The sequence below is a fragment of the Actinoplanes sp. NPDC049668 genome, assembly GCF_044465445.1.
Classification (GTDB): domain Bacteria; phylum Actinomycetota; class Actinomycetes; order Mycobacteriales; family Micromonosporaceae; genus Actinoplanes.
Window position 1 is genome coordinate 268,339 of the sequence record NZ_JBITLR010000009.1, and the last position, 19,160, is coordinate 287,498.

General features: G+C 73.0%; 16 protein-coding genes. 3 read left to right on the forward strand and 13 right to left on the reverse strand.

Annotated elements, in window-relative coordinates; genetic code table 11:
- Positions 1 to 96: 96 nt before the first annotated feature.
- Genes ACIBSW_RS34685 through ACIBSW_RS34695 form a run of 3 tightly spaced genes read right to left on the reverse strand, consistent with a single transcriptional unit; the run spans position 97 to position 4,027 of the window.
- Positions 97 to 1,440, reverse strand: a complete 1,344-nt coding sequence (locus ACIBSW_RS34685) for a heterodisulfide reductase-related iron-sulfur binding cluster (protein ID WP_354730440.1) — start codon at positions 1,438 to 1,440, stop codon at positions 97 to 99.
- Positions 1,440 to 2,579 (reverse strand): FAD-binding protein, encoded by a 1,140-nt coding sequence (locus ACIBSW_RS34690; protein WP_354730438.1) that lies wholly within the window; start codon positions 2,577 to 2,579, stop codon positions 1,440 to 1,442. The genes ACIBSW_RS34685 and ACIBSW_RS34690 overlap by 1 nt, the downstream gene beginning before the upstream one ends.
- Positions 2,579 to 4,027: an FAD-linked oxidase C-terminal domain-containing protein gene (locus ACIBSW_RS34695; RefSeq protein WP_354730436.1), complete on the reverse strand. Its 1,449-nt coding sequence runs from the start codon at positions 4,025 to 4,027 to the stop codon at positions 2,579 to 2,581. The genes ACIBSW_RS34690 and ACIBSW_RS34695 overlap by 1 nt, the downstream gene beginning before the upstream one ends.
- Positions 4,028 to 4,168: 141 nt before the next feature.
- On the opposite strand from ACIBSW_RS34695, the gene ACIBSW_RS34700 reads away from it, so the two are divergent.
- A complete protein-coding gene (locus tag ACIBSW_RS34700) occupies positions 4,169 to 7,054 on the forward strand; it encodes a M36 family metallopeptidase (RefSeq protein WP_404799547.1) in 2,886 nt (961 codons plus the stop codon).
- An 87-nt stretch (positions 7,055 to 7,141) separates the two neighbouring features.
- Entirely contained in the window at positions 7,142 to 7,660 is a 519-nt protein-coding gene (locus tag ACIBSW_RS34705; protein WP_354729700.1) for a GNAT family protein, read from the forward strand.
- A gap of 162 nt (positions 7,661 to 7,822) precedes the next feature.
- Here the strand turns inward: ACIBSW_RS34705 and ACIBSW_RS34710 are convergent, their stop codons facing one another.
- From ACIBSW_RS34710 to recQ, 8 genes are all read right to left on the reverse strand, one after another.
- A complete protein-coding gene (locus ACIBSW_RS34710) occupies positions 7,823 to 8,110 on the reverse strand; it encodes a hypothetical protein (protein WP_354729698.1) in 288 nt (95 codons plus the stop codon).
- Between the two features lie 35 nt (positions 8,111 to 8,145).
- Positions 8,146 to 8,418, reverse strand: a complete 273-nt coding sequence (locus tag ACIBSW_RS34715) for a hypothetical protein (RefSeq protein ID WP_354729696.1) — start codon at positions 8,416 to 8,418, stop codon at positions 8,146 to 8,148.
- A gap of 181 nt (positions 8,419 to 8,599) precedes the next feature.
- A complete protein-coding gene (locus ACIBSW_RS34720; protein WP_354729694.1) occupies positions 8,600 to 9,421 on the reverse strand; it encodes an intradiol ring-cleavage dioxygenase in 822 nt (273 codons plus the stop codon).
- A gap of 227 nt (positions 9,422 to 9,648) precedes the next feature.
- The gene (locus tag ACIBSW_RS34725) at positions 9,649 to 9,912 is read right to left on the reverse strand and encodes a hypothetical protein (RefSeq protein WP_184994232.1); all 264 of its coding nucleotides are present in this window, start codon (positions 9,910 to 9,912) and stop codon (positions 9,649 to 9,651) included.
- A gap of 304 nt (positions 9,913 to 10,216) precedes the next feature.
- Positions 10,217 to 11,365: a hypothetical protein gene (locus ACIBSW_RS34730; protein WP_354729692.1), complete on the reverse strand. Its 1,149-nt coding sequence runs from the start codon at positions 11,363 to 11,365 to the stop codon at positions 10,217 to 10,219.
- Between the two features lie 82 nt (positions 11,366 to 11,447).
- The gene (locus ACIBSW_RS34735) at positions 11,448 to 12,329 is read right to left on the reverse strand and encodes a glutathione S-transferase C-terminal domain-containing protein (RefSeq protein WP_354729690.1); all 882 of its coding nucleotides are present in this window, start codon (positions 12,327 to 12,329) and stop codon (positions 11,448 to 11,450) included.
- A gap of 139 nt (positions 12,330 to 12,468) precedes the next feature.
- Positions 12,469 to 13,710 (reverse strand): HDOD domain-containing protein, encoded by a 1,242-nt coding sequence (locus ACIBSW_RS34740; protein WP_354729688.1) that lies wholly within the window; start codon positions 13,708 to 13,710, stop codon positions 12,469 to 12,471.
- Between the two features lie 450 nt (positions 13,711 to 14,160).
- Positions 14,161 to 15,999, reverse strand: a complete 1,839-nt coding sequence (recQ, locus tag ACIBSW_RS34745; protein ID WP_354729686.1) for a DNA helicase RecQ — start codon at positions 15,997 to 15,999, stop codon at positions 14,161 to 14,163.
- A 153-nt stretch (positions 16,000 to 16,152) separates the two neighbouring features.
- Here recQ and ACIBSW_RS34750 point away from each other — a divergent pair, with 153 nt between their 5' ends.
- On the forward strand, positions 16,153 to 17,712 hold the full coding sequence (locus ACIBSW_RS34750) for a carboxylesterase family protein (RefSeq protein ID WP_354729684.1): 1,560 nt from the start codon (positions 16,153 to 16,155) through the stop codon (positions 17,710 to 17,712).
- Positions 17,713 to 17,772: 60 nt separating this feature from the next.
- On the opposite strand, the gene ribA is transcribed toward ACIBSW_RS34750, so the two are convergent.
- Complete coding sequence (gene ribA / locus ACIBSW_RS34755; protein ID WP_404799563.1) at positions 17,773 to 18,393, reverse strand: GTP cyclohydrolase II; 621 nt, start codon at positions 18,391 to 18,393, stop codon at positions 17,773 to 17,775.
- Positions 18,394 to 18,461: 68 nt separating this feature from the next.
- Positions 18,462 to 19,151, reverse strand: a complete 690-nt coding sequence (locus ACIBSW_RS34760; RefSeq protein ID WP_354729680.1) for a dihydrofolate reductase family protein — start codon at positions 19,149 to 19,151, stop codon at positions 18,462 to 18,464.
- Positions 19,152 to 19,160 lie beyond the last annotated feature (9 nt).

Here is a 19,160-nt window from a genome sequence, read left to right on the forward strand (position 1 = left end):
GAGAGCTGGGCAGACGTCCGCCGGCCGCCGGCGCCCGCGGGCGGGTGGGCCCGCACGGTACGCGGTGGGGTGTACCGGCGCGGGCCCGCCCGCTACCTATCCGGCCGGCGTGAGCAGCGCCGACGGCGGCAGGCCGCGGATCGACGCGTCCAGCACCTGGGCGGTGTGCGCCAGCGCGATCGCGCCGCCCTGGCGCCGTACCGCGGCGGCCACCTGCATCAGGCAGCCCGGGTTCGCGGTCACCAGCAAACTCGCGCCGGTGGCCAGCACGTTGCTCGCCTTGCGGTCGCCGAGCTCGGCGGCCGGACCCGGGTTCAGGATGTTCCAGACGCCCGCCGAGCCGCAGCAGATCTCCGGGTCCGCGATCTCGCGGACCTCCAGGCCGGGAATGCCGGCCAGCAGCGCGCGGGGCTGCGCCCGTACGCCCTGGGCGTGCGCGAGGTGGCAGGCGTCGTGGTACGCCACGGTCAGCGGCAACGGGTGCCGTCGCGCCGCCGGGCCCAGCCCGGCCAGCAGCTCCGACAGGTCACGGACCTTCGCCGCGAAGGCGGCCGCCCGCTCGGCGTACGGGTCGTCGCGCAGCAGCTCCGCGTACTCCTTCATCGACGAGCCGCAGCCCGCCGCGTTGACGACCACGAAGTCGACGCCGGCCCGCTCGAAGCGGTCGATCAGCGCGCGGGCGAAGCCCCGCGCCTGTTCCTCGCGCCCGTTGTGGACGCTCAGCGCGCCGCAGCAGCCCTGCCCGGGCGGGATCACCACGTCGCAGCCCTCGGCCGCCAGCACCCGGATCGTCGCCGCGTTCACGTCCGGGAAGAACGCGTCCTGCACGCAGCCGGTCAGCATCCCCACGACCGCGCGGCGCGGCCCGCGGGCCGGCACCCGGCCCGGCGGCCTCGGCACCCGCCGCAGCCGCGGCGCCAGGGAGTCCAGGGTGGCCAACGTCGGCGCGAGGCGGGCCAGCAGGCCGCTGCGCGCGACGAGCCGCTGCAACCCGCTGATCTGGTACGCGCGCAGCGGTCCCCGCAGCAGTCGCAACCTGCGCGGGTACGGGAACAGCGCGAAGATCGCCTCCCGCAGCGCCCGGTCCCGGCCCTTGCGGGGATGCCGCCGCTCCACCTGGGCCCGGGTGTCCTCGATCAGAGAGTCGTAGCGCACCCCCGACGGGCAGGCCGTCACGCAGGCCATGCAGCCCAGGCAGGCGTCGACGTGCCGGACCATCGAGTCGGTCATCGGCTCGCCGTCCAGCCCCTGCTTCATCAGGTGGATCCGGCCGCGCGGCGAGTCCGCCTCCTCGCCCCACAGCACGTACGTCGGGCAGGTGGTCAGGCAGAAGCCGCAGTGCACGCAGTCGCTGACCAGGTCGCGCCGGGGCGGGCGATGGTCGTCGAAGGCCGGCTCGCCGGCGACCGGCCCCAGCACGTCGCGCGGCGCGTCCACCATCAGATTCCTCCCACGAAACGGCCCGGTGCGAACAGATGTCCCGGATCGAACTGGTCCTTCACCCGGCGCATCAGCTCCAGCCCCGGCACCGGGCCCCACATGTCGACCCGCTCGCGCACCCCCGGCGGGGCGGTGAGCACCACGCCGTGGCCGCCGGCGCGGATCGCCGCGGCCCGCAGCCGCTCGACGACGGCCGGCGCGTCGTCGACCGGCACGTCGGCGTACAGGACGCCGGTGCCGGCCGAGCCGCGCAGTGCGACGCCCTGGGAGAGCAGGTCCGGCACCCGCGACAGCGGCGCGGTCAGCTTCATCCCGGCCTCGGTCCACGGGTACGCGCCCCACCACGGCGGGAACTCGTCGGTAGCCTGCCCGCCGAGCGCCTTCTCGAGGGTTGCCGCCCGGTCCAGCACCCCGGCTGGGGTGCCCTCGACCAGCACCGCGAGCGTCACCGGGCCCTCGGCGGGCGCGTCGAGCTCGACCGCCGCCGGCACGACCTGCTCGGCGCGGACGGCGGCCAGCAGCGCGCCGATCTGCTCCGCCGGCGCGGTGCGGACCACCAGCGCGTGCGCGGCCGGGCGCGGGTGCAGCCGGAACGCGCACTCGGTGATCAGCCCGAGCGTGCCGTACGAGCCGGTGAAGAGCTTGCCGAGGTCGTACCCGGCGACGTTCTTCACGACCTTGCCGCCCGCCCGCGCGACCATCCCGCCGGGCCGGACCACCGTGATGCCGATCAGCAGGTCGCGGACGGTGCCGTAGCCCAGGCGCCGCGGCCCGCTGGTGTTCGCCGCGACCGTGCCGCCGACGGTCGCGCCCGGCCGGACCGGGTCCAGGGCGAGCTGCTGATCGCCCAGGCCGAGCCCGGCGAGGGGTGTGCCGGCCCGGACGACGACGATCAGGTCCCCGGCGGCGTGCTCGACCACGCCGGTCAGGTTGCGGGTGTCCACGATCAGGTCGAGGCGCCGCGGCGGCATGCCCCAGTCCAGCTTGCTGCCGCCGCCGCGCACCACGACCGCGAGATCGGCGGCGGCGGCGGCCCGCAGCACCTCGGCGGCCTCGGCGGTGTCGGCCGGCGCCGCGACGAACCGGGCCGGCACCCCGCCGACGGTGTCGGCCTCGGTCGCCGCCGTCCAGAGCGCCATCAGAAGAGCTCCGCCGGGCGGGGCTCGTCCGCCTTGTGCCGCCGGGGCACCTCGCCGCAGAGCCGGGGCGTCGGGAAGATCTTGCCGGGGTTGGCCAGCCCGGCGGGGTCGAACGCGCAGCGCAGCAGCTGCATGGTCTCGAGGTCGTCGGCGGTGAACATCCGCGGCATGTACTTCGCCTTGTCCATGCCGACGCCGTGCTCGCCGGTGATCGAGCCGCCGTACTCGATGCACAGGTCGATGATCGCGCCGGACACCTCCTCGGCGCGCTCGGCCTGCCCGGGCACGCCGTCGTCGAAGAGCACGAGCGGGTGCAGGTTGCCGTCGCCGGCGTGGAAGACGTTCGCGACCCGCACGCCGTGCGCGCGGGAGACCTCGTCGATGCGGTGCAGCACCTCCGGCAGCGCCGTCCGCGGGATGACGCCGTCCTGCACGATGTAGTCCGGGCTGATCCGGCCGACCGCGGCGAACGCCGACTTGCGCCCCTTCCAGAACAGCGCCCGCTGCGCCGGGTCGGCCGCGATCCGCAGCTCGAACGCGCCGTTGCCCTCGCACAGCGCGGTGACCTGCGCGAACTGCGCCTCCACCTCGGCCTGCGGCCCGTCCAGCTCGACGATCAGCACGGCGCCGGCCCCGGCCGGGTAGCCGCAGGCCACGGCCGCCTCCGCGGCCTCGATGGCGAGCGCGTCCATCATCTCGACCGCCGCCGGGACGACCCCGGCGGCGATGATCGCCGAGGTGGCCGCGCCGGCCTGGTCGGTGGTCGCGAAGGCGGCGAGCAGCGTACGCACGGACTCCGGCAGCCGGGTCAGGCGTACGGTCACCCGGGTCGCGATGCCCAGCGTGCCCTCCGAGCCGACGAACGCGCCGAGCAGGTCGTAGCCGGGTGCGTCGGGCGCCCGGCCGCCCAGCTCGACGAGGTCGCCGGCGGGCGTGACGACCTGCGCCCCGGTCACGTGGTTGGCGGTGAAGCCGTACTTGAGGCAGTGCGCGCCGCCGGAGTTCTCCGCGACGTTGCCGCCGATCGAGCAGATCTGCTGGCTGGACGGGTCGGGGGCGTAGTAGTAACCGGCCGGGGTCGCGGCGTGGGTGACGTGCAGGTTGATCACGCCGGGCTCGACCACCGCGCGCTCGTCGTCCGGAGCGACCTCGACGATGGCGCGCATCTTCGACGTCACGATCAGCACCCCGTCCGCGTGCGGCAGGGCGCCGCCGGACAGCCCGGTGCCGGAGCCGCGCGCCACGAACGGCACGTTCGCCTCGACGCAGGCCCGGACCGTGCGGGCGCACTCGCCGGCGTCGCGGGGCAGCACCACCAGGCCGGGGGTGACCTTGTAATGGGCCAGGCCGTCACACTCGTAGGTGCGCAGCTCCTGCCGGTCGCTGATCACCCGCCCGGCGCCCAGCCCGGATCGCAGCACGTCGGCCAGACGGTCTAACACGGTCATCGGCGCCCCCTGAACGCCAACTTAACCCGGCCCGCCGCCCGCCGACACCGTTGAAACAATTCGTTAATCTATGAACGTCGATGCGAGCGTAATGTCTCGACGGCCTGGAGAGATCCTCCAGGCCGATCTCAGGAGGCATGCGTGCGTACACGCAGACGGTCCGCCATCGCCGGAATCCTCGCCGCAACCACCATAATCGCCGCCGCGCCCATCGGCGCGGCCGCGGCTCCCGCCGAGCCGTCGCGGGCCGCGACGCCGCTGACCGGCGAGCACCTCGACGACGAGTACGAATTCATCGACAACCGCGGCGGCACCGCCGCACCCACCACCGGCCAGCGCGCCCTGGTCCGCGACGACGACCTCGCCATCCGCTGGAACAGGCTCGGCACCCCGGCCTCCGTCGCCCCTTCCGCGGTTTCCGCCGCCAAGGGCCGGCTCGCCGCCGGGACCAAGAGCGACCCGGAGACGGTCGCCCGCGACTACCTGAAGAACAGCCAGGGCCTGTTCTCCCTGCGGTCGGCCGCGGTCGACGACCTGGAGACCGTCGCCGAGACCGAGGTCGGCGGCGGCGCCGTCGTCCTGCTGCGCCAGCGCTTCGGCGGCCTGCCCGCGGCCCACGACGGCCTCGTCGCGGTCGCCGTCAAGGACGGCGACGTCCTGCGCGTCACCTCGTCGCTGAGCCCGCGCACCGCCAAGCCCGCCGCCGCGACCCTGTCCGCCGACGACGCCGTGGCCGCGGCCCTCACCGACGCCGGGATCGACCGGGCCGAGCTGGCCGACTCCCGGGTCCGGCTCGTCGCGGTGCCGATGCCCGGCGCCGACCCGCGGGCCGCGTACGAGGTCGTGGTCCTGTCGAACGACGTCGACCACCCGCTCGGCTACACCACCTACATCGACGCCCGCGACGGCAAGGTGCTGCTGCGCGAGAACCTGGTCAACTTCGCCGAGGGCGACCCGCACTGGAAGGTCTTCCCGGGCACCCCGCCGGCCAACGGCGCCGACACCCGCCAGACCTGGTGCGCGACGACGGCCGCCGGCTGTTCCCGGCAGGTCCTCGACCCGGCGACCGGCCGGCCCTGGGACGTCGACCCGGCCACCGGGCTGCCCACCTTCACCTCGTCCGGCAACTCGGCCGACACGGTGCGCCTGTGGGGCAACGGCAACCCGGCCGTGCCCGCCGCCGCCCGGCCCGACCGCGAATACGTCTACCCGTTCACGAACCAGTGGAACACCAGCAGGTGCGACCCGAACTCGCTGACCTCGCCCGAGCAGGCCGACGCCGACGCGGCCACCGCGAACCTGTTCGCGATGCACAACCGGATGCACGACTGGTCTTACAAGCTCGGCTTCACCGAGGCCACCTGGAACCTGCAGAAGACCAACACCCTGCCGTACGGCAAGGGCGCCGACGCCGAGCGCGGCAACGCACAGCAGGGCGCGGCCACCGCCACCACCCGCAACAACGCCAACCAGGCGACGCCGCCGGACGGCATGCAGCCGGTCACGAACATGTACATGTGGCAGCCGTTCGCCGGCAGCGCCTACCCGCCCTGCGTCGACGGTGACTTCGACATGACGGTCATCGGCCACGAGTACACCCACGCGATCAGCAACCGCATGATCGCCGGCCCGGACAGCGGCATCAGCTCGTCGCAGGGCCAGGCGATGGGCGAGAGCTGGTCGGACCTGCTGGCGATGGAGTACCTGTTCGAGAGCGGCTACACCCCGCGGGGCAACACGCCGTACCTCACCGGCGCGTACGTGACCGGCGACCTGGCCGCCGGCATCCGCAACTACGACATGAGCAACAGCGCGCTCAACTACACCAACTACGGCTACGACCGCGGCGCCGCCGTGCACTCCGACGGCGAGATCTGGAGCGCGACGAACTTCGACGTCCGCCGCGCCTTCATCGCCCGCTACGGCTCGGGCACCCGGGCGCTGCAGGAGAGCTGCGCGGCCGGCACCACGCCGGCCACCGAATGCCCGGGCAACCGCCGCTGGGTACAGCTGGTCTTCGACTCGTTCCTGCTCGCCGCGGCCGGCTCGATCAGCATGCTCGACATGCGCGACAACATGATCACCGCGGACGCGCTGCGCTTCGACGGCGCCAACGCCGACCTGCTGTGGAACGCGTTCGCCGCCCGCGGCATGGGCGCCGGCGCGTCGAGCGGCCCGTCGGACTCCGACCCGGTGCCGAGCTTCGCGTCGCCGTACACCGAGAACGTCGAGGTGACGTTCAAGGCCCTCGGCGAGGCCGCCGGCAAGCCGGTCCGCCTCTACGTCGGCGACTACGACTTCGGCACCGTCCCGGTCGCCGACACCGACCCGGCGACCGCCCTGCCGGCCACGGTGACGCTGGCGCCCGGCACGTACCGCTTCCTGGCCATCGGCGCCGGCTACGGCCACAAGCGCTTCACCCAGACCATCTACCCCGGCGTCACCGCCAACGTCGGCGTGGTCATGCCGGCCAACCTGGCCTCGGCCGCCTCCGGCGCGACGATCACCGGCGACGGCACGAACCTGGGCCGCCTCACCGACGACGCCGAGGGCACCGCCTGGACCGCAACGGGCGGCGCGGCCGGCCGGCAGGTGACGGTCGACCTGCCCACGGACGCGCCCAAGCTGGTGTCCCGGGTCCAGCTCAGCGCCTTCCCCGGCGCCGGCGCGGCCACCTCGACGATGTACAGCACGGTCCGCCAGTTCGAGATCCTGACCTGCAACGCGACGACGGGCGCGGACTGCGCGACGGACGCGGGCTACAAGGTGGCGTACGCCAGCGCGGCGAACGCCTTCGACACCGCGCAGTTCCGTCCCAAGGTGCCGAACCTGCTGCTGAAGACGTTCCAGGTCCGGCCGACCCCGGCCACGCACGTGCGGCTGCGGGTGCTCACCAACCAGTGCACGGGCAACCCGCTCTACGCGGGCGAGCAGGAGAACGACCCGCGCAGCGCCACGGACTGCGCCACGGCCTCGGCCGCGGCGGGCAATGTGGTCGCCGCCGAGTTCGAGGTGTTCAGCAGCTGACCCACCGGGCCCGGGGGAGCGGCGCCTGCCGATCCCCCGGGCCCACATCACCTTCCGCGGTGGCCGCCGCCCGCTAGCGTCGCCGGCATGGACACCCCTGCTGTCGAGCTGCGTCCGGTGCGGGAATCAGACCTGGATCTGCTCTGCCGTTTCGATGTGGAGCCGGGCCTGATCGGCCCGAACTGGTATGGCTTCCGCGACGCCGGCCGGCAGCGCCGCCGATTCGAGAGCGATGGTTGGCTCGGCGACCGGGACGGCATCCTGATCGTCGCGGTCGGCGACGAGGCCGCCGGGTTCGTCGGCTGGACCTCGGCCGGACACGGGGCCGGCCGGTACCACAACGTGGGGATCGTCCTGCTGCCGGAGTGGCGAGGCCGCGGTTTCGGCACGCGGGCTCAGGCTCTGCTCTGCCGGTACCTGTTCGCCCACACGGCGGTGCACCGCATCGAGGCGGGGACACAGCCGGAGAACGCGGCCGAACAACACGCACTCCGCAAGATCGGCTTCCGCCAGGAGGGCGTGCTGCGCGGAGCCGAGTTCCGCGACGGCGCGTGGTGCGACATCGTCGTCTTCGGCCTGCTCCGCGGCGAACAAGTAGCCGACTGATCCCACCCGGCGCATTCGCCCCGGCCGCGGGTCGTGCGCGCTCGCCACGGGCCGGTGGGACCGTTTGCTGCGGGGATGCTGCGTGCGCTTGTCGCGGACTGCGGGATGTTCTGTCGCAGGCTGGCGGGCGTTGGATCGGACCCCTCGGCGTTGAACAGCCGGTCAGGATGTGGTGGGGCGGCGGTCGCGAAGCCGGAACCGGCCAGGGAGGTCACAGCAGCCTTCGGCGTGGAGGCCGAGGGTGGGGGTGTTGAGGATGGACGGCGTGAAGTAAGACGGGTCGAGGTGGTAGGTCAGTTTGGTGCCGGTGCCGGTGCCGGTGCCGGTGCCGGTGCCGGTGTCAGGTGGCGGGTCGAGTTCGTGGGGTGGTCCGGTGGGGCGTAAGCCGGCGAGGTCTTGACGCAGGGCGTGGCCTGCGTGCCAGGTCTCGATCGTGGTGTGGGTGCTCACCGCGGCGGCCGCGGCGTGGACCCAGCGGTAGTGGGTCAGGAGGGACCGTAGTAGCCGGCGGTTGAGCCGTCCGGGCCGGTCGGCCAGTTGTCGGTTATCGAGAATGTGAGGTCAGCGATGATCTCCGCGGCGACGTCGGGTGGACCGGCGGGCGCGACTTTCAGGCCCGGGTGCAGGGACGCTATGACGACGGCGGTCAGGATGCTGGTTGCCAGGTGCGGCTCGGCCCCGAAGTACATGCCTGGCCGGCGGCGAACCGACTCGTCGAACGCCAGGACCGTGATGGCTGCCGCGGTGTACTCCGTCACGGGCAAACGGTGCCTGAACCGGCCGCGAAAGAACAGTCCGGGCTGGTGGCCGATCTACGTCGAGTGGTGAGTGAAAGGTAGCGGCCTCAGGCCTCAGCGGTGCCTGCCCAGGTTGGTCCGCGCCCGGCCGCTCCGTGTTGCGGGAGCGCCGTCCCCCGGGCGCGGACCGGGTCCCGGTCGGTCAGGCTCTGACCGCGATCGTCAGCCGGGCGGTGTAGCCGGTCGTCACGTTGCCGGTGACGGTGGCCATCTCGCGGGCCGCCAGGTCGTCGCGGAAGACCATGTCGGTGGCGAGGGTGACCCGGCTGAGGTTGGTCACGCTCTGGCTGTAGCCGGTGGTCGCGTAGACGGCCGACGACACGTCCTTGGGCAGGGCGATCTGGGAGGTCTTGACGATCGGGCCGCGGCCGCTGGTGGCGTTCGCCAGGGACGAGTAGACCTCGAAGTGGATGTGCGGCCAGCGACCCGCGTAGCAGCCGGGGTAGACGCTCCTGAACGTGACGGTGCCGGTGGAGTCGGTGGCCTGGATGCCGCGCAGGTAGTTCTGGTTGGTGACGCCGCTGGAGTACAGCGAGTACCGGCCCTCGCGATCGCAGTGCCAGGCGTACACCGCCGCGCCGACCAGCGGCACGCAGGCCAGGCTGAGCACGGTCAGGGAGAAGTTGAGCCCGATGCCGCCGGCGACGCCCGTCGCGCCGTTGAACGACGGGCGGATGTCGCTGCGCACGACGCCGGCGACGGTGCGGATCTCGATGCCGTTGCTGCCGTCGGCGGGGTACGGGCCGGCGGTCTCGGACTCCACCTCGGCCACGCAGGCCGCCTCGGCGGGGCTCTGGTCGGTGAGCAGCCTGCCCCCGACGGCGCCCAGCACGCCGGCGCTGCCGAGCGCCGTCAGCATCCGCCGCCGGGACATCGTCCGGAGGTCGAACTGCAGGCCCTTGTCGTGCACCTCCCGCACGTAGGCGTCGTTGTCGATCGGGGTCTCGTCGCGGTGTTCTGACATGGATGCTCCTACTCGTGGTAGGCGGCGGACGGCCGGATCGCCCGGTAGGGCGCGGCCGCTGACCGCCGTCTCAAATCTTGAGCAGGCAGTGAAACATGTCTATCTATGAATGAGCTTTGAATGTCCTCCGGCCAGCCGCGGCCCCGACCGTCGCACCGTCGACTGTGGAGGAAATGGCGTGGCGGCCGCCGTTCCGGTGGCCGCCACGCGGGGGAATCGGGTGCGGACTACGGGACCGGGCGGCGCATCGAGTACGTGACGCCGTGCAGGCGGTGCGGCTCGTTGATCACATGGATCGCGGCCCGGTCGTACGCCTGCCAGCCGGCGGCGCCGGCCCGGTTCAGGTGGCGCAGGTCGTCGAAGCGTTCGTCGGTGCCCCACCGCAGGGTTCCACCCGGGTGGTGGAACGTGGCCGTCCAGTCCATGAACCGGTCCGCGCCGAAGGTGCCGGCCGCACGGTACTCGAGTCGCGCATACTCCCAATTGGTCACAGCCGTGATTATCACTCCGGCGGGCGACGCGACGCACGTACCGGCGATCGATCCCTCGACCGGGCGGCGATCCAACGCCGGTCCGTAGCGGTTGGCCGCCCGCCGCGACCTCGGCGTCCGCCGTTGGTGGCCGTGCGTGCGTGTTCTCGGGTGGGCTCGGCCCGCCTCGAAGGCGGGCCGAGGAAGTAGAGACGATCTCCGCCCGGCGGCCGGTCCCGGAGGCGCGACGCCGCACCTACCGGCCCGGTGCGCCGGTCCAGCCCCGATCCTGCGTCTGTCGGCCGCGCCGCCCGTACCGGATGGGTCAGCGGTTGATGCGGGCCCCGAGGAAGAAGATCCCCGGCTGGCCGGCGGTTTCGAAACCGGCGCTGCGGTTGCGCTTCAGGGACGAGCTCTTGAGCGTCAGCGTGCCGGTGCGGTCGTTGCTCACGAAGAAGATCGCGCCGCCGCCCTCGTTGGCGCGGTTGTCCCGCACGACCGTGCCGGAGAGGGTGACGGTGAAGAGGTTGCCGTCGGTGTAGATCGCGCCGCCGGAGCCGCCGCCCGGGGTGCCGCCACGGGCCGGGTTGGCGCCCCTGCCGATCGCCTTGTTGCCGGTGAAGACGCTGTTCAGCACCGTCCAGGAGACGCCGATGCTGCTCAGCGCGCCGCCGTTAGCGCAGACTCCGCCGCTGAAGGTGCTGTGCACGATGTACACCGGGCGGTTCCGGGACTGCGACAGCGCGCGGATCGCCGCGCCGCCGAGGTCCGGGCCCGTCGCGTCGCAGCGGTTGCCGGTGAAGCGGGAGTTGACGACCTTGAGGCGCCCGCCGCGCACGAAGATCGCGCCTCCGCCGCCGCCCTCGGTGGTGTCGCCGGTGGAGTCGCCGTCCTTGAACGTCAGGTTCTGCACGGTCAGCCGCGGCGTCGGCTGGTCCTGGCAGTGCGAGGTGGTGAAGCGCTGCGCCTGGTCGCAGGTGTTCTGGTACAGGATCCGGCGCTTGCCGGCACCGCTGAGGGTGACCCGGCCGCCGCCGTCGAGCACGACGTCGGGGCCGTGGTCGTTGCGTACCTTGGCGGTGGCCTTCATGGTGATCGTGACCGGCGCCGGGCCGCAGTCGAAGGTGATCTTGCCGCCGGCCGCGACGGCCTTGACGACCGCGGCCGAGGTGCAGCTCGCGGGAGTGCCGGTGCCGATGACCCGGTCGGGCTTGCTGGTGTCGACCGCCTTCGCCTCCGCCGGAACGACCGCCTCACCGTCCGGATTGCCAGGACTCGGCAAAGCGGGTGCGGGCTTCGGGGGTGCGCTCTTGGTCGGCGCGGCCGAAGAACTCGGGCCGGGCGAGGGCGGCGTCGATGCGCCGGGCGCGGGCGGGGCCGGCAGCGACGCGACCGGTTCTGGGGCGGCGGTGCCCGCGGAGCCGCAGCCGGTGAGCATGAGCGCGCACGTCAGCGCGGCAATCTTGGAACGCACCGGACGATACTAGGTGTTGCCGCGGCGGCCCGATCCCGGCCGATCGGGCGGTCTGGCGCGAGGATTTGCGTTGCGCGGTGGGTCAGGGGGTGGGTTCGTTCCAGTTCGGGCGGGTGGCGCCTGGGCGGGAGAAGGAGGCGAAGTCGGTGGTGTCGCGGAACGCCGGGATGCGGTACAGGGCGCGGGCGTACGACCACAGGTGTGGGTACACGTGGAGTCCGGGGTTGATGGTCCGTTCGGCGTTCACGCCGACGTCGTAGCGGACCAGCGTCACCCAGAGCCGGATGTCGGCCTCGGTCAGGTCGTCGCCGAGCAGGTAGCGCGACCGGGACAGCCGGTCGTCCAGCTGCTCGAACGCCTCGAGCAGGGCGGTGCGGGCCGGGCCGGGGCTGCCGGCCGCGCCGGCGCCGTGGTTGACGGCCGGGCCGAGCCAGCGGTCCAGCTCCTCGATGCGGTCGCGCAGCCGCTCCGGGTACGTCTCCACCAGCGGTTCCGTCAGGTGCCGGAACCGGGTGGCCAGGTCGATGCCGATGCCGACGCAGTCGTTGCTGACCAGGCGCGCGTTGGCGCGGTCCCACAACGCCGGCACGCAGATGTGGCCGTCGAAGCCCTCCTCGGTGGCCTCGTAGACCTCGCGCAGCAGGGTGAAGCCGTTGACCGGGTCCGGGCCGTACCGCTCCCGGAACGCCCAGCCGCGGCCGTCACGGGCGCCGTCGACGAACGACATGCCGACGATGTCCTCGAGGCCGGAGAGGGCGCGGGTGATCGCGACCCGCTGCGACCAGGGACAGAACCAGCCGCCGTACACGTGGTAGCGGAACGGCCGGGCGGTGAAGTCGCCGGTCTCGGTGATCCGGCCGGTGAAGCGCAGCAGCGGTCCGGGGGTGTCGGGGATGCGGTATTCGCCGTATGCCGCGGTGTCGACCGGGGTGGCCAGGCGGGTGGCGGGCGACATCTTGACCATGACCCTCTCCTCGGATGCGGCGAGATGGCCGGTAAAGCCTATCCCCCCTATAGGAGATGGGCAATGAACCTTTCAGCCTGGCATCGAGCCCGTCGGCGCCGACCGCTGCCGGCCTCGCCACGTTGAGAAAGGTTCAATGTCAGATGGCACCCTGGGTGGCCTGCACGGCCATCCGGGACCAGCGCATCGCGTCCATCACGGTACCCGCGAGATCATCGCCCGAGTACGCGGCCGCGACTTCCGCCAGATCGCCCCGCTCGTACGCGTTCACCACCCGCAGCACCTGACCGATCGGCCCGGTGCCCCGCTCGAGGGCGCCGGCGATGTCCGTGCTCAGCGGCAGCTGGTGCGCCATCGCGGCGTTCGAGAGGCCGAGCATGCCGGCCACCGCGCCGATCAGCCCCGCCATGAACGCCGCGTCGGGGTTCGCGTTGAAGGCCGACGCGACGTTCTCGCAGAGGCGGGCCCGGGTGAGCGCGTCCGCCATCTGCTCCTCGGTCGCCTCGGCGACGTCGTCGACGACCATCAGCATGGCCCACTGGCGGATGTGCGCGATGCCGAGCATCACCACGGCCTGGCGCACCGAGGAGATCTTGGTGCTCAGACCCACGGCGGCCGAGTTGCTGGCCCGCAGCACCCGCATGGTCAGCGCCGGGTCGCCCGCGATGATCGTGAGGACGCGCTCGAGGTCGGTGTCGGCGGCGCTGAGCGCGGCGAGCAGTTCCAGGCGGCGCAGCCGCGAGGGGGTGAGGCTGGTGGCGGTCAGCACCTGCGGCCGGCTGAGCACGTAACCCTGGCGCAGCTCGAAGCCGTACCGGTTGCTCAGCGCCAGCTGCTCGCCGGTCTCCAGGCCCTCGGCGATGATCTGGATCCCGGCGTGCGCCCGGCAGGCCGCGACGATCTCGTCCAGGTGGGTGAGGTCACCCAGCAGCAGATCGAGCTTCACGTACGAGGCCAGCGGAAGCAGCTTCTCGTGCCCCGAGCCCCAGACGAAGTCGTCCAGCGCGATCCGGTAGCCCTGCGCGACCAGCGCGGTGACGCCCTCGATGACCTCGTCGTCGATCTCGACCGTCTCGAGCACCTCGAGCACCACGTGCTCGGGGCCGAACGGCAGCGCCAGCTCGCCGATGAGGAACTCGCGGGTCAGGTTGATGAAGCAGGTACGGTCGCCGACGACCTCGTCGATGCCGAACTCGGTGAACGTGTTGACGATGACCTGGCTGGTCGCGTACGTGTCGCGGCGGTCGGCCTCGACCGCGTCCATGCTGCCGCGGAAGAGCAGCTCGTAGGCGACGACATCGCCGGTCACATCGAAGATCGGCTGCCGGCCGACGTGCACGAGCTGGGTGCCCGGCACGGGAAATGGCAGCGTTGGGTTCACGGCTTGTTTGATCGGCCATGGGAGCGGACGCATGAGGTTTTTCGGCGCCGTTCGCGACCCGCGAGGCCGCGCGTGACGACCGGCACACGACGCCGCTCGCACTATTCGGACCGTCCGGCCGGACCGGCCGGCCCCGCCCCGCCAGGCCGGACCCGTTCCGGGACGTCCAGCCGGACCCGACCCGCCCCGGCCCGCCCCGACCCGGGCCGCCCGGCCGGACTGTCCCGATCCGGACCGTCCCGATCCGGACCCGCCCCGACCTGGGACGCCCGGCCGGACTGTCCCGATCCGGACCCGCCCCGACCCGGGGCGCCCGCCGGACCGTCCCGGGGCGCTCGACCCGGACCCGTCCCGGCCCGGACCGTCCCGACCCGGACCCGCCTCGACCCGGACCCGGACCGCCCGGGACCGCCCGGGACCGCCCGGGGCGTCCGGCTGGACCGGTTCGGGTCAGTCTTCGGTTAGGGCGGCTAGGAGTTGGTCGCCGAATCTGGCCAGTTTGTTCTCGCCGACGCCGTTGATGGTGGAGAGTTCGGCCAGGCTGCCCGGGCGCTGGGTGGCGATCTGGCGCAGGGTCGCGTCGTGGAAGACCACGTAAGCCGGGACGCCGGCCTCCTTCGCCGCGGCGGCGCGCCAGGTGCGTAGCCGCTCGAACAGCGGTGCCGCCTCCGGGGGCAGGTCGGCCGCCGGGGCCGCCTTGGTCGAGCGGGCCTTCGGGGCGCGGGCGGCGCGCTCCGGCTCGCGGCGCATCATGACCTCGCGTTCCTTGCGCAGGACGGTGCCGCTGGCGTCGGTGAGCACCAGCGTGCCGTAGTCGCCCTCCACCGCGAGCAGGCCCTGGGCCAGCAGCTGCCGGACCACGCCGCGCCACTCGGACTCGCGCAGGTCCGCGCCGATGCCGAAGACGCTCAGCTCGTGGTGGCGGAACTGGGTGACCTTGTCGGTGGTCTTGCCGAGCAGGATGTCGATGGACTGGCCGGCGCCGAACTTCTGGCCGCGCTCGCGCTGCAGGCGCAGCACCGTGGAGAGCAGCTTCTGCGCCGCGATCGTGCCGTCCCAGGACTCGGGGGGATTGAGGCAGGTGTCGCAGTTGCCGCAGTCGGCGGCGCCCGGCTGGCCGAAGTAGGCCAGCAGCCGGGCGCGGCGGCACTGCACCGTCTCGCAGAGCGCCAGCATGGCGTCCAGGTGGGCGGCGAGGTTGCGGCGGTGCGCGAAGTCACCCTCCGAGGTCTCGATCATCTTGCGTTGCTGCACGACGTCCTGCAGGCCGTACGCGAGCCAGGCGGTGGACGGCAGGCCGTCGCGCCCGGCCCGGCCGGTCTCCTGGTAGTAGCCCTCGACGGACTTCGGCAGGTCGAGGTGGGCGACGAAGCGCACGTCGGGCTTGTCGATGCCCATGCCGAACGCGATCGTGGCGACCATGACCAGGCCGTCCTCGCGCAGGAAGCGGGACTGGTTGGCGGCGCGGACGCGGGCGTCGAGCCCGGCGTGGTACGGCAGGGCGGGTATGCCGTTCTGCGTCAGGAAGTCGGCGGTCTTCTCCACCGAGGCGCGGGACAGGCAGTAGACGATGCCCGCGTCGCCCGGGTGCTCGGTGCGCAGCAGGTCGAGCAGCTGGCGGCGGGGCTCGTTCTTGGCGACGATGCGGTACTGGATGTTGGGGCGGTCGAAGCCGGCGGTGAAGTGCCGGGCGCCGGTCAGGTCGAGCCGGGCCGCGATCTCGCCGTGTGTCGCGGTGGTCGCGGTGGCGGTGAGCGCGATCCGCGGCACGTCGGGCCAGCGCTCGTGCAGCATCGACAAGGCGAGGTAGTCGGGGCGGAAGTCGTGGCCCCACTGCGACACGCAGTGCGCCTCGTCGATGGCGAACAGCGCGATGGTGCCGCGGTCGAGGAGCCGCTGGGTGGACGGGACGCCGAGGCCCTCGGGCGCGACGTAGAGCAGGTCCAGCTTGCCGTCGACGAAGGCCTGCTCGACCAGGCGGCGCTCGCCGGAGTCCTGCGTCGAGTTGAGGAAGCCGGCCCGCACGCCGAGGGTGCGCAGCGCGTCGACCTGGTCCTGCATGAGGGCGATCAGCGGGGAGATCACCACCGCGACGCCGTCGCGCACCAGCGCGGGTATCTGGTAGCACAGCGACTTGCCGCCGCCGGTCGGCATCAGCACCAGGGCGTCGCCGCCGGCGATGACGTGCTCGATGATCTCGCGCTGCTGGCCACGGAATCCGGAGTAGCCGAAGACCCGGTTGAGCACCTCGGTTGCCGCGGACCGGTCGATCTCGGGAGCGGAAGTCACCCCGCGATAGTAGTGACCTCGCCGGGCGCCGGGCCCGGGGCCTGTGGACAACGAGTGACCGGATGCTCGGTCTGTGGACAGCACCCGGTCGGCAATTGTCAACATTCCGGCTACGCATTGACATAGGTACGTCACGAGGAGTGGGCTGTCCACATGCGACCCGCATCCGCGTTGATCGGCGCGATTCTCGCCGCCGTCCTCGCAGTGCCGGGTGCCGCCGTCGCGCACGACGGTCGCGGACCGGTGGCACCCGCCGGCAAGAGCCCGACGGCACCCACCGGCAAGAGCCCGGTGGCACGTACCGACAAGGGGCTCGTGCAGGGTGTGCGCGCCGGCGGCGTGGACAGCTTCCTGGGCATCCGCTACGCGACCCCGCCCGTCGGCGGCCTGCGCTGGCGTGCCCCGCTACCCGCCGCGGCCTGGCCCGGCGTCGCCCCCGCGACCGCGTACGGCGCCCGCTGCGCCGCCGCGGCCAGCGCCAACGGCCCGCGCACCGAGACCGAGGACTGCCTGTTCGTCAACGTGCAGCGCCCGGCCGCCATGCGGCCCGGCGAGCGCCGGGGCGTCTACGTCTTCATCCACGGCGGCGGCCTGGTCAACGGCAGCTCCAACCAGGCCGACCTGGCGGCGATCGTGCGGGCCACCGGCGTGATCGGCGTGTCCTTCAACTACCGCCTCGGCGTGCTCGGGTTCCTCGGCCTGGCCGGGCTGACCGCGGAGAGCGGCGAGTCGGGCAACTACGGCTTCCAGGACCAGCAGGCCGCCCTCGGGTGGGTCCGCCGCAACATCGCCGCGTTCGGCGGCGACCCGGCGCGGATCACGGTCGGCGGCGAGTCGGCGGGCGGCTGGTCGGTCTGCGGTCACCTGGTCGCGCCCGGCTCCCGCGGGCTGCTGGCCGGGGCGATGATCCAGAGCGGGTCGTGTCTCACCCGCACCCAGCCGGCGGCCGAGAGCGCGGGCGCCGGGGTGGCGACCGCGGTCGGCTGCGCCAACGTCGCCTGCCTGCGGGCCACAACGGTGGCCCGGCTGATCGACGCACCGTCCGGCGGCTTCGCGCTGGTCCGCGGCACGCCGACGCTGCCGGTCGAGCCGGCGGCGGCGGTGGCCGCCGGCGGCTTCGCGCGGGTACCGGTCGTGATCGGCGCGAACCTGGACGAGGGCCGGACGTTCGCGCAGGGCTTCATCAGCGCGACCCGGGAGCAGTACGAGGCCTGGGTGCAGGCCAACGGCGGCGCCGAGGTGCTCGCCCGGTACCCGTGGCCGGCGAGCCCCGACCGGTTCACCGCGGCGTACCTGATCGGCGCGATCATGACCGACTCCGGGCTGCTGGCCGGCATCGGCGGCTGCGCCAACCGCGCGCTGACGCACGACTTCGCCCGCTGGACCACGACGTACGCCTACGAGCTCGCGCACCGCACCGGCCCCGGCCTGACCCCGATACCGGGCTACGTCTGGGGCGCGGGCCACGCGGCCGAGCTCGCCTACCTGTTCCCGTCCTTCGACAACGGCACGCCGATCGCGCCGACCTTCGACCGCGACGAGCGCCGGCTGGCCGCCGAGATGAAGCGCGCCTGGGGCGCGTTCGTCCGGACCGGCTCGCCGGGCTGGCCACCGCGGGGCGTGCAGTCGCTGCGCGCCGGCGGCGAGAGCCGTCCGATCAGCGACGCGGCCCTGGCCGCCGAGCACCGATGCGCATTCTGGGACGCCCGTTAGGTCATGGTTCGGCGCAGCCCGGCCCCGGTCCGAAACGGGAAGCAGGCGCCGCCGGTCCGGTCACAGGCCGGGCAGCTCCAGGGTGTGCGAGGTGTGCGACGCCTTCGTGCTCAGGTACCGCAGGTTCGCCGAGGACAGGTGCACCCCGGTCGGTATCCGCTCCGCGATCCGGATGCCGCGCGCCTCCAGCTGCGCCGCCTTGTCCGGGTTGTTGCTCAGCAGCCGGATCCGGTTCGCGCCGAGCGCCAGCAGCATCTGCGCCGCCGCGGTGTAGTCGCGCTCGTCCTCGCCCCGGCCCAGCGCCACGTTGGCCTCGTAGGTGTCCAGCCCGGCGTCCTGCAGCGCGTACGCGTCCAGCTTGGCGTACAGGCCGATGCCCCGGCCCTCCTGGCGCAGGTAGAGCAGCAGGCCGCCGGTCTCGGCGATGCGCTCGACCGCCTCGCGCAGCTGCGGTCCGCAGTCGCAGCGCTGGCTGCCGAACACGTCGCCGGTCAGGCACTCGCTGTGCGGGCGGACCAGCGGCGACGCGGACAGCGCCCGCTCCCAGTCGCCCAGCCCGAGCGCGAGGTGTTCCCCGCCGTCGACCAGCCCGTCGAAGGTCAGCACCTGCGCCGCCGTCGTGTAGCCGTCGGCGAAGCGCAGCGGGACGGTGACGCGCGTCCGTACCGTGGCCTTCGGAATCGTCCCCAAGCCCAGCGCCTCGGACATCCGCCCCCCATTTCGATCTTCAGATTGCTCGGCCACCGGCGTCAGCCCCGGTAGCGGTCGGAGAGCGCGTACCGCAGCAGCACCACGTCGCCGATCTGGCGTACCTCGGTGAGGTTCGCGCGGCGCTCCGGCCCCCATGGGAACGTGCCGTCGCCGACGAAGCGCGGCGCCCGCGAGTCGCCGACGAAGAACGGCGCGACCACCAGCTGCAGCTCGTCGGCCAGGCCCGCGGTGAGGAAGCCGGTGTGTATCGTGCCGCCCCCCTCGACCATGAGGCGGTCGACGCCGCGAGCGTGCAGGTCGGTGACGACCTGGCGCAGGTCGACCGGGTCGCCGCCGTCGATCACGGTAGCGACCTCGCCGAGCCGGCGCCGGGCGTTCGGGATCGACGGTCTCGCGCAGTAGACCAGCTTGTCGGCCTCGCCGACGGCGAAGAAGCTCGCCGCCGGATCCAGCTGGCAGCTGTTGGTGACGGTCACCTTGACCGGGTCGGGCCGCTCGCCGCGGGCCACCCGGTCCTTGCGCCGGGTCTCGTCGCGGATCAGCAGCCGCGGGTTGTCCCGGCGGATCGTTCCGGCGCCGACCAGGATGGCGTCGCAGCCCGCCCGGACCTCGTCGACCCGGTCGAAGTCGGCGCTGTTGGAGAGCAGCAGCCGCTCGTCGCTCGGGCTGTCCACGTACCCGTCGATCGACATTCCGCAGCTGAGCAGCACGTACGGTCGCTCAAGCACTGATGGCCC

Coding starts and splice junctions, on each gene's coding strand:
- ACIBSW_RS34685 (WP_354730440.1), bottom strand. CDS start 1,440: ATGGTGGACGCGCCGCGCGACGTGCTGGGGCCGGTCGCCGGCGAGCCG.
- ACIBSW_RS34690 (WP_354730438.1), bottom strand. CDS start 2,579: ATGGCGCTCTGGACGGCGGCGACCGAGGCCGACACCGTCGGCGGGGTG.
- ACIBSW_RS34695 (WP_354730436.1), bottom strand. CDS start 4,027: ATGACCGTGTTAGACCGTCTGGCCGACGTGCTGCGATCCGGGCTGGGC.
- ACIBSW_RS34705 (WP_354729700.1), top strand. CDS start 7,142: ATGGACACCCCTGCTGTCGAGCTGCGTCCGGTGCGGGAATCAGACCTG.
- ACIBSW_RS34720 (WP_354729694.1), bottom strand. CDS start 9,421: ATGTCAGAACACCGCGACGAGACCCCGATCGACAACGACGCCTACGTG.
- ACIBSW_RS34735 (WP_354729690.1), bottom strand. CDS start 12,329: ATGGTCAAGATGTCGCCCGCCACCCGCCTGGCCACCCCGGTCGACACC.
- ACIBSW_RS34750 (WP_354729684.1), top strand. CDS start 16,153: ATGCGACCCGCATCCGCGTTGATCGGCGCGATTCTCGCCGCCGTCCTC.